Genomic DNA, 9,985 nt, shown 5'->3' on the forward strand with positions numbered 1-9,985 from the left:
CCGTACGGGTGAGAGGTGCGGCGCGGTCGGCTGGTGCGCCGCGCCGCAGCGGGGTCAGTCGGCTCGGCAGGGGCGGATGGCGACGAACTCGTCGTAGTGGTCGCGGTAGGTCTCGGTGAACGTGAGGGGCGGGCACAGCGCCGCCCGCCGGAACATCGCGTTGGCGTCCTCCGGCAGGACGTAGCGCGCCTTCTGGTAGGCGCGCAGCTTGGCGGAGAAGGCCGCGAGGTACTCGGTGTGCGTGCGGAAGCCGAGCTGACCCACCGACCGGACGTTGTCGTAACTCCCCACGAAGCCGGTGATGTAGCGGGCCTCGCCGAGTTCGACGTACGGCAGGCGGGGGACTCGCCGGCCGGTGCGGTCCTCGGTGATCGCGTTGCCGCGGGCGTCCCGGACGATGTCGCCGGTGCCCTGCCCGCGCAGCCGGGTGCTCAGCGGTGGCGCCGTCCCCTTGCGGACCCAGTCGTGCCCCTGGAGGAAGTGGGCGCGCAGGGCGGGGACGAAGGTCGCCGGGGTGGAGCGGCGCACCGGGAACGGCACCTCCAGCGGTGCGTCCAGCGGGTCAGGGATGTGCGGGCTGCCCGCGACGACGTAGAACCGGTAGCGCTTGGAGGCGACGCCCCAGTCGAGCAGGCTCCGGGACTCGTCGGCCTCCGAGTTCACGATCACGACCTTGCCGTCGTACCGGCCGGCGGCCAGGTCCGTCTGCGGATCGAAGCCCTCCGTGGTGATCGGCACCGCCAGGTCGAACACGCCCTTGGCGGCCCCCGAGTGGATCAGCCGCATGATCGGGTACGAGCTGTCCGAGAAGCCGGTGGCGTAGCACCGGGACACCTTGCCGACCAGGGAGCGGGACCGGGGAAGCGCTTTCGCGAACTCCGTGATGACGGCGTCGTCCGTCCTGGTGCCGCCTTCGTCCTCGACACCTCCCTCGATGAACGTGCCGGGGACCGACGGGTCGAGGATGCGGTTGCCGAGGGTGCTCCAGCCGATGCCGGCGTGCACGAACCCCCGGCGGAACAGGAAGTCGGGGCGCAGGTAGACGTCGAGGGCGCCGAGGCCGATGGCGAAGTGCGACGGCTCGACGACCACCGAGCCGTTGGTGCGGTCGGGGTCGGCCGGCGCGCTGATCCGGTACGGCACGCGGAACCGCCCGGTCGGCGTCGCGCCCTCGAAGACGCCGTCGTACCGGACGTAGGGGATTCCGCCGAAGGAGCCGAGCCGTGTGACCGTGGGGCGGCCGATGCGGTCCTCGGCGGCGGCCGGTGGCCCGCCGGCGGCCTCGGCGGCCGGGGTGGAGGGGTGGGCGGGGCGCTGCAGCGCCAGCCCCGGCAGTGCCGCGACGACCATGACCAGGGTGGCCAGCAGGGTGGCCAGCAGCCCCCGCCGCAATACCGCCGCGCCGGTCCGGGCGCGAGCGGGGACGGCCGGGAACCGGCCGCCGTCCAGGGATCTGTGCCGGAACATCAGGGGCTGCTCCTCCTCCGCGTCAGGAGGCCCGCCGGCCGGGGTGCGGCGGGCCGCGGCCCCGCGCGCAGTGCCATCGGGGCCGGAGCCAGCCGATCACCTCCGCCCGCGACCGGCCTTCCGGCAGCGACCGATCGGACGAATCGGCGTCCGCCCCGGGCCGCGGCACCACCGGCGTCGTCGCCGGGGCCGCCCCCGCCGTCACCTCACCGGATCTGGAAGAACGGCGGCTTGCCGTACTCGCTCTCCCGGTTGGCGACGACGAAGCCGGCGCGCCCGGGCAGCAGCTCCATGTCCGAGCCGACCGGGATCCTCCTGCCGGTCACGGGCAGCGGCGTGCCGGTGTCCCGGCCGGTGCGCGGGTCGAGGAGCCAGATCCTCGCGTCGTCGTACGAGACGCTGGACAGCACCGCGACGCGCCCGTCGGGACGCTCGGCCACACTGTCGACGGGCTGCGGGACGCGGCGCATCCACAGGCGCCTGCCGTCGTCGAGACGGAACGCCGCCACCCACTGCGCGCTCGTCTCCCCCGGCACGCCGAGGGCGGTGACGAGGGTGTCCGGTGTGGTGAACAGCGGGCGGGCGCGGCGTACGGTCGTGCTGCCCGGCTCGTCGGCGAAGGGCAGCCTGCCGTCCGGTCCCTCCAGGCGGATGTGCGCTCCCGCGCGTCCCGACGTGTCGAAGGCGAGGACCGCGTCGGTGCCGCGCACGTCCGACTCGGTCAGCCGGATGACGGCGGGCTCGGTCGACAGGATGCTCAGCGCGTCGGCGTCGGTCTCCGTGGGGAGCTCCGTCGCCCACAGTTCCTCGCCGGTCGCCGCGTCCAGCGCGATGAGGCGGTGCGTGGCCGCGTCCTCCAGGATGTCCGGCCGGCACTCCTCGACGACGAGGGCCCGCGCCGCGGAGGTGTCGACCGCCAGCGCCTCGCAGTCCTCGGCGAGCTTCCGCGCCCAGCGCTGCGTGCCGCCGCCGGCGGTCAGGCCGCGTACCGCCGTGTCCTCGATGACGACGGCGGTGGTGTCGGCGAGGGCGATGCGGCCGGTGCGGGCGAAGGGGTACTCGTCCGCCGCTATCGCCTGCCGCCACACCTCCTTGCCGGTGTCGAGGCGCACGGCGGCGACCTTGGCGCACGGCTTGTCGTGCCGGCCGATCCCCACCAGCCCGACGCCGCCGACGGTGCGGACGCTCATGGCGCAGATCTGGTGGCGCGCGGGTGCCGTCCAGGTCCAGCGCTCGTCGCCGTCACGGGTGTCGAAGGCGCTGAGCCCGTCGGCCCTGGCCCGTACGACGGTGTCGCCCGCGTGCCAGTTGCCGAGCCCCTCGGTGGTGTCGGGCCGGTCCTCGTCGGCCCGCCAGCCCACGGCGTACACCGGTCCCTCCATGCTCTGCTGGACGGCCCGCGCGGGCCACAGCGCCGCGAGGATGCCGGCGACCAGCAGCACGGGCAGCCAGCGTCCGCGGACCGCGGACGTCCCCGCACCGGCGGCGATCAGGGCGAAGACGGCCGCGAGGAACCCGACGACACCGAGGCCGGTGGCCCATCCCTCCACCGCGTCGTACCCGGGCAGGCAACCGTCCGTGCAGTCCCCGCCGCGCTTGCCCATCCGCACGGTGCCCACGATGAACATGACCGCGGAGCCGATCAGGCCCCCGGCTCCGACGACCGCGGCGCCTCTGGCCACCTGTAGTGCACGCACCTATGCCCCCCACGGACAAGCGAAACTCGAACGAACGCGTGCGGAATGTACCGCGCAGTCGATCTCCACCGCTGCCGCTGTGCACAACGGGAGACGCGGGGCTGCTGAGCGCACCCTGCTGCACGCCGCCCCGACCCGCCGCCCGCCCAACCGCCCGGGCCCACCCGGCGAACCGGCCTGCCCGGCGGTCCGTCCCCTCCCGGCGGCCGGTCCCGCACGCGGCGCCGTGACCCGCGCACCGGCCTGCATCCGGGACTCCCACCGCACGCGGCACCGCAACCCGCCGCCCGCCCAACACCCGGGCCCACCCGGCGGACCGCCCCCTCCCAACGCCCGGCCCGCACGCGCCACCCTGACCCGCGCACGAGCGCCCCGGCCCGCCCCGCGGACCGGCCACCACCGGCCGCTCCCGGCCCCCCGGGCCGCCGGCCGGCCGCCGGCCGCACACCTGCTCCGGCCCGTCAGGCCGAGTCCCGCACCACCAGTTCCGTCGGCAGCACCACCTGGCGCGGCTCCGAGCCCGTGCCCGTGATCTCCTGGAGCAGCACGCGGGCCATGCGGCGGCCCATCTCCTCGATCGGCTGGCGCACGCTGGTGAGCGCCGGGTCCATGTGGCGGGCCACCGCCGAGTCGTCGACGCCGACCAGCGCCACGTCGTCGGGGACGCGGCGGCCCGCGTCCCGCAGCACCGCGCGGGCGCCCGCCGCCATGACGTCCGACGCGGCGAAGACGCCGTCCAGGTCGGGGCGGCGGTCCAGCAGTTCCCGCATGGCGCGGCGGCCGCCCTCCTCGGTGAAGTCCCCGGTGGCGACGAGCCGTTCGTCGGCGGGCAGCCCGGCCGCCTCGATGCCCTGCCGGTAGCCGTCGAGCCGGCACTGGGCCACGTACATGTCGAGGGGGCCCGTGATGGTGGCGATCCGGCGGCGGCCGCGCCCGGTGAGGTGGTCGACGGCCGAGCGGCCCGCGCCCACGTTGTCGGAGTCGACGTACGCGGCGGACTCCGCCTCGGAGCGGCGGCCGTTGAGCACGGCGGGCAGCCGCAGTTCCTGGACGACGTCGGGCAGCGGGTCGTCCCCGTGGATGGATACCAGCAGGACACCGTCCACGCGCTGCGCGGCGAGGTACTGCTCGAAGCGCTGCCGCTCCTTGCTGGAGCGGATCAGCGTGAGCAGCAGCTGCACGTCCGCGTCCAGCAGCTCGGCGCTGACGCCCCGGATGATGTCGAGGAAGTACGGCTCGGCGAACAGCCGCGCCTCGGTCTCCGGGATGACGAGCGCGACGGCGTCGGTGCGGGCGCCGGCGAGGGCGCGGGCGGCGCGGTTGGGCACGTAGCCCAGCTCGGCGATGGCCTGGCCGACCGCCTCCTTGGCACGGTCGCTCACCCGGGGGGAGCCGTTGATCACCCGGGACACCGTGCCGCGTCCCACCCCCGCCCGGGCCGCGACCTCCTCCAGCGTGGGCCTGCCGGTCTGCCGTCCGCTCACCGCCATCGGCCTCCCATCGAACGTCGCGCATCGCATGAGGTAGTGACCCAGTCAACCTAGAGGGTGCCTCCTGCACCGCCCGCAGCGGGAGTACCGGTTTCACCCTTACGATCTTGGGAGCGCTCCCACCGTACGGCACGGGCGTTCCGGGGCGCCACCCGTACCGCGCCCGGCTCCGCGCGGGTCGCACACCCGGAGGTGCCCGCACCGTCAGCCGGCCCCGCCGGCAGCCCTCCGAACCTCCCGGAGCGGGCGGGCAATTCGCGAGCATCCCTTGACACCCACCCGCCCAAGCCACATCGTGGGAGCGCTCCCACAGACGACGAGGAGAGTGCAATGCGCGCTTCCAGCACGTCCCGCGGCACGTCCCGCGGCAGCTCCAGCGGCAGACCGCTTCCCGCCGGCGACGGCCCGCTCCCCCGCCCGCGCGGCCGCCGCCCCGCGCTCGCCGCCACCGCCGCCCTCGCGGCCTGCGCGGTCCTGCTCGCCGGCTGCAGCGGTGACGGCGACTCCGGCCGGGCCGGCGGCGACGGGAAGATCACCCTGCGGATCGGGACCTTCGGCTCCTTCGGCTACGACAACAAGAACGGGGCCAAGCTCTACGCCGAGTACGAGAAGCTCAACCCGCACATCAAGATCGAGGAATCGAACGTCGCGGACGGCCAGAAGTACTGGGACACCCTGAAGCTGCGCCTCTCCCGCAACAGCGGCCTCGCCGACATCCAGGCCATCGAGGTCGGCTACATCGCCGAGGCGATCGGCCCCACCCTCGGGAACAAGTGGGTGGACCTGTCGAAGACCGGCGGCGCCAAGACCTCCGCCTTCCTCGACTGGAAGGTCAAGCAGGCCACCACCGCCGACGGCAGACTCATCGGCCTCGGCACCGACATCGGCCCGATGGCCGTCTGCTACAACAAGGACCTCTTCGCCAAGGCCAAGCTGCCCACCGACCGCACCCGGGTCGCCGAGCTGTGGGCCGGTGACTGGGCGAAGTTCGTCGCCACCGGCAAGACGTACCAGAAGAACGCCCCGGCGGGGACCGCCTTCCACGACTCCGCCAGCGGCCTGTTCAACGCCGTGCTGTCCAGCCAGCCCCTCCAGTACGCCGACGCGGCCGGGGAGCTGGACTACGAGAACAGCCCCGGCGTGAAGAAGGCCTGGGGCCTCGCCGTCGAGGCGGCCGAGAGCGGGATCACCGCCAAGCTGCGGCAGTTCGACGAGAAGGGCACCTGGAACGCCGGCTTCAAGAACTCCCGGTTCGCCACCGTCGCCTGCCCGAGCTGGATGACCGGCATCATCAAGGACCAGGCCGGACCGGCCAACAAGGGCAAGTGGGACATCGCCGCACCGCCGGTCGCGGGCAACTGGGGCGGTTCCTTCCTCGCCGTGCCGAAGGCCGGCAAGCACGCGGAGGAGGCCGCCAAGCTCGCCGCCTGGCTGACCGCGCCCGAGCAGCACGCCAAGGTGTTCGCCGTCAACGGCAACATCCCCTCCACCAAGGACACGCTCGCGTCGGCGACGGTGCAGAACGCGACCATCCCCTACTTCGGCGACACCCCCGTCGGCAGGATCTACTCCGAGGCCGCGTCCGCCATCACGCCCGCACCGGTCAGCCGCTACGACGGCCAGGTGAAGACCTTCATCACCGACAACGGCATCCTCGACATCGAGCAGCGCGGCACCGCCCCGGACGCCGCCTGGGAGAACGTCAGGAAGCTGATCGACGACAAGATCGACCAGTAGCGGGCCGACGGCCGTCCGGCGCTCCCCCGCCGGGCGGCCGCCCTCCCGTACCGGTCTGGAAGGAACACCCCTCGTGGCCACCTCCGTCCGCGCGGCGACCGACGGCCCGTCGCCGCCCGACCCCTCGCCACCGCCGTCCGCGTCCCCCGCACCGCCCGCCGGCCGGGCCGCGCGCGGTGCCTGGCGCAGCCGCCTGTACCGGTGGGACCTGAAGGCGACCCCGTACGCCTTCGTCTCCCCCTTCTTCCTCTGCTTCGCCGCCTTCGGCCTCTTCCCGCTGGTCTACACGGGCTGGCTGTCCCTGCACCGCGTGGAGCTCGGCGGCGAGGCCGAGTGGCGCGGCCTCGAGAACTACACGGGCCTGTGGGACAGCGAGTTCTTCTGGCGGGCGCTCGCCAACACCTTCACCATCGGGGTCATCTCGACCGTCCCGCAGCTGCTGATGGCCCTCGGGCTGGCGCACCTGCTCAACTACAGGCTGCGCGGCCGCGGTTTCTTCCGGGTCGCGGTGCTGGCCCCGTACGCCACCTCGATCGCCGCCGCGACGCTCGTCTTCGCGCAGCTCTTCAACAGCGACTACGGGCTGATCAACACCGTGCTCGGGTGGGTCGGGTTCGACCCGGTCGACTGGGAGTCGTCGCAGTGGCCCGCGCAGATCGCCATCTCGGTCATCGTCATCTGGCGGTGGACCGGCTACAACGCGCTGATCTACCTCGCCGCGATGCAGGCCGTCCCCCAGGAGCTGTACGAGGCCGCGGCGCTCGACGGCGCCTCGCGCTGGCGCCAGTTCGTCAGTGTGACCATTCCGTCGATCCGCCCGACGATCCTGTTCACCGTCGTGGTGTCGACGATCGGCGCCACCCAGCTGTTCGGTGAGCCGATGCTGTTCGGCGGGAGCCTCGGCGTGAGCGGCGGCAGCGGCGGCCAGTTCCAGACGCTGAGCCTGCTGATGTACGAGAAGGGCTGGGTCACGGGTGCGCTGGGACAGGCGTCCGCCATCGCCTGGGTGATGCTGCTGCTCCTGCTGCTGATCGGCGCGGTGCGGCTGCTGGTGGCCCGGTGGAACAGAGGGGCGTCATGAGGATCCGACAGACGGCGGGGCGCCAGCACCACGCGGGCCCGCTGACGTACGTACTGCTGGGGCTGGCCGCCCTGTTCTCGCTCTTCCCGCTGTACTGGAACGTGGTCGCCGCCTCGCACACCGGCGAGCGCGTGGTCGAGGCACCGGCGCCGCTGCTGCCGGGCCCGCACCTGCTGGACAACCTCACCTTCGCCTGGAACCAGGTGGACATGGGCGAGGCGCTGGTCAACACGACGGTCGTGGCGGGGCTGGTGGCGGGGTCCACGGTGATCTTCTCCACGCTCGCCGGGTTCGCCTTCGCCAAACTGCCTTTCCGGGGGCGGAACGCCCTGCTGGCGCTGGTGGTGGCGACGATGACGATCCCGCCGCAGCTCAGCGTGATCCCGCTGTACCGGATCATCACCGACCTGGGCTGGGTCGACCAGCTCCAGTCCGTGGTGCTGCCCTCGCTGGTGGCCGCCTTCGGGGTGTTCTTCATGCGGCAGTACCTGCTGGAGGCCCTGCCCGTCGAACTGGTCGAGGCGGCCAGGGTGGACGGCGCGCACAGCCTCCGGATCATCTGGCACGTGGTGTTCCCCGTGGCGCGGCCGGCCATGGCCGTGCTCGGCATGCTCGTCTTCGTCCAGGCGTGGAACGACTTCTTCTGGCCGTTCATCGCGCTCACCCCGGACGGCAATCCGACCCTGCAGGTGGCGCTCGCCGGACTCGGGTCGGGCAACCACACCGTGAACCAGGCGATCGTGCTGACCGGCGCGCTGATCTCGACGGTCCCGCTGCTGCTGGTCTTCGCCCTGCTCGGCAAGCACATCGTGGGCGGCATCACGGCGGGCGCGGTCAAGAGCTGACCCGGCCCGTCCTCCTTCCCCGTACGTCCCCCTCATTGTTGGGAGCGCTCCCATATGACTGCGTCCGATTCCCGGCCGCTCACCGCCACCCGTCACTTCCCGCCCGGCTTCCTGTGGGGCGCCGCGACCGCCGCGTACCAGATCGAAGGGGCGGCCGCCGAGGACGGCCGCACCCCGTCGATCTGGGACACCTTCGCCCGCACCCCGGGCAAGGTGTTCGAGGGGCACACCGGTGACGTGGCCACCGATCACTACCACCGCTTCCGCGACGACGTACGGCTCATGGCGGAGCTCGGGCTGAACGCCTACCGCTTCTCCGTCTCCTGGTCGCGCGTCCAGCCCACCGGCCGCGGCCCCGCGGTCCAGAAGGGCCTCGACTTCTACCGGCGCCTCGTCGACGAGCTGCTCGCCCACGGCATCTCCCCCACCCTGACGCTCTACCACTGGGACCTGCCGCAGGACCTGGAGGACGCGGGCGGCTGGCCGCACCGCGCCACCGCCGAGCGCTTCGGCGAGTACGCCGCCCTCGTGGCCGACGCGCTCGGCGACCGGGTCGGGCGGTGGACCACCCTCAACGAGCCGTGGTGCAGCGCCTTCCTCGGGTACGGCTCCGGGGTCCACGCCCCGGGCCGCACCGACCCCGTCGCCGCCCTGCGCGCCGCCCACCACCTGAACCTGGGACACGGCCGCGCGGTCCAGGCCCTGCGCGCCGCGCTGCCCGCCGGCGCCGAGGTGTCGGTCTCGCTCAACCTGCACGAGCTGCGGCCGCTGACCTCGGCGCCCGAGGACATCGAGGCGGTCCGCCGGATCGACGCGGTCGGCAACCGCGTGTGGCTCGGCCCGATGCTGGGCGGCGCCTACCCGCAGGACCTGCTGGCGGACACCGCGCACCTGACCGACTGGTCCTTCGTCCGGCCGGGCGACCTCGCCGTCGCCCACCAGCCGCTCGACGTCCTCGGCGTCAACTACTACACGCCCACCGTGGTGGCGAAGGTCCGCGACGGCGACGCCGCCCCGCGCGACGACGGGCACGGGGCCAGCGCGTACTCGCCCTGGCCGGGCGCGGACGACGTCGCCTTCCACCAGGCGCCCGGGGAGCGGACGGCGATGGGCTGGGCGGTGGACCCGACAGGCCTGTACGACCTGCTGATGCGGCTGGCCGGCGAGCACCCGGGCCTGCCGCTGCTGATCACGGAGAACGGCGCGGCGTACGAGGACGAGCCGGCCCCCGACGGCTCGGTGGCCGACCCGGAGCGCATCGCCTATGTCCACGGCCACTTGGAGGCGGTGCACCGGGCCATCACCGACGGCGCGGACGTGCGCGGCTACTTCCTGTGGTCCCTGCTGGACAACTTCGAGTGGGCCTACGGCTACGCCAAGCGGTTCGGCGCGGTGCGCGTGGACTACGCCACGCAGACGCGGACGCCGAAGGCGAGCGCCCACTGGTACGCGAAGGTGGCGCGCTCGGGCGAACTGCACGCACCGGACGCGCTCTGACCCCCGGCCCGGCCGTCCCGCACCCCGCTGCCGCCCCGGTGGTCCACCGGGGCGGCAGGGGGGGGCGGCGGGGGGTGGGGGGGGGGGGGGGGGGGGGGGGGGGGGGGGGGGGGGGGGGGGGGGGGGGGGGGGGGGGGGGGGGGGGGGGGGGGGGGGGGGGGGGGGGGGGGG

General features: G+C 73.8%; 7 protein-coding genes. 4 read left to right on the forward strand and 3 right to left on the reverse strand.

The window, feature by feature from the left end; translation table 11 throughout:
* Positions 1 to 54 precede the first annotated feature (54 nt).
* The 3 genes from ACIA79_RS27170 to ACIA79_RS27180 form a co-directional block, all read right to left on the reverse strand.
* Entirely contained in the window at positions 55 to 1,467 is a 1,413-nt protein-coding gene (locus tag ACIA79_RS27170) for an alpha/beta hydrolase domain-containing protein (RefSeq protein ID WP_399430969.1), read from the reverse strand.
* 206 nt (positions 1,468 to 1,673) lie between these two features.
* A complete protein-coding gene (locus ACIA79_RS27175) occupies positions 1,674 to 3,149 on the reverse strand; it encodes a PQQ-binding-like beta-propeller repeat protein (protein ID WP_399430970.1) in 1,476 nt (491 codons plus the stop codon).
* A gap of 476 nt (positions 3,150 to 3,625) precedes the next feature.
* Positions 3,626 to 4,654, reverse strand: a complete 1,029-nt coding sequence (locus tag ACIA79_RS27180; RefSeq protein WP_399430971.1) for a LacI family DNA-binding transcriptional regulator — start codon at positions 4,652 to 4,654, stop codon at positions 3,626 to 3,628.
* Positions 4,655 to 4,984: 330 nt separating this feature from the next.
* Here ACIA79_RS27180 and ACIA79_RS27185 point away from each other — a divergent pair, with 330 nt between their 5' ends.
* From ACIA79_RS27185 to ACIA79_RS27200, 4 genes are all read left to right on the forward strand, one after another.
* Positions 4,985 to 6,391: an ABC transporter substrate-binding protein gene (locus ACIA79_RS27185; RefSeq protein WP_399430972.1), complete on the forward strand. Its 1,407-nt coding sequence runs from the start codon at positions 4,985 to 4,987 to the stop codon at positions 6,389 to 6,391.
* A gap of 73 nt (positions 6,392 to 6,464) precedes the next feature.
* Positions 6,465 to 7,472, forward strand: a complete 1,008-nt coding sequence (locus ACIA79_RS27190; protein ID WP_399430973.1) for a carbohydrate ABC transporter permease — start codon at positions 6,465 to 6,467, stop codon at positions 7,470 to 7,472.
* Positions 7,469 to 8,317 carry a carbohydrate ABC transporter permease gene (locus ACIA79_RS27195; RefSeq protein WP_399430974.1) on the forward strand — a complete coding sequence of 283 codons (849 nt, stop codon included), beginning with the start codon at positions 7,469 to 7,471 and terminating at the stop codon, positions 8,315 to 8,317. The genes ACIA79_RS27190 and ACIA79_RS27195 overlap by 4 nt, the downstream gene beginning before the upstream one ends.
* A 54-nt stretch (positions 8,318 to 8,371) precedes the next feature.
* A complete protein-coding gene (locus tag ACIA79_RS27200) occupies positions 8,372 to 9,814 on the forward strand; it encodes a GH1 family beta-glucosidase (RefSeq protein WP_399430975.1) in 1,443 nt (480 codons plus the stop codon).
* The last annotated feature ends 171 nt before the right edge of the window (positions 9,815 to 9,985 follow it).

The sequence above is a fragment of the Streptomyces sp. NPDC051310 genome, from assembly GCF_044455245.1.
Classification (GTDB): Bacteria; Actinomycetota; Actinomycetes; order Streptomycetales; family Streptomycetaceae; genus Streptomyces.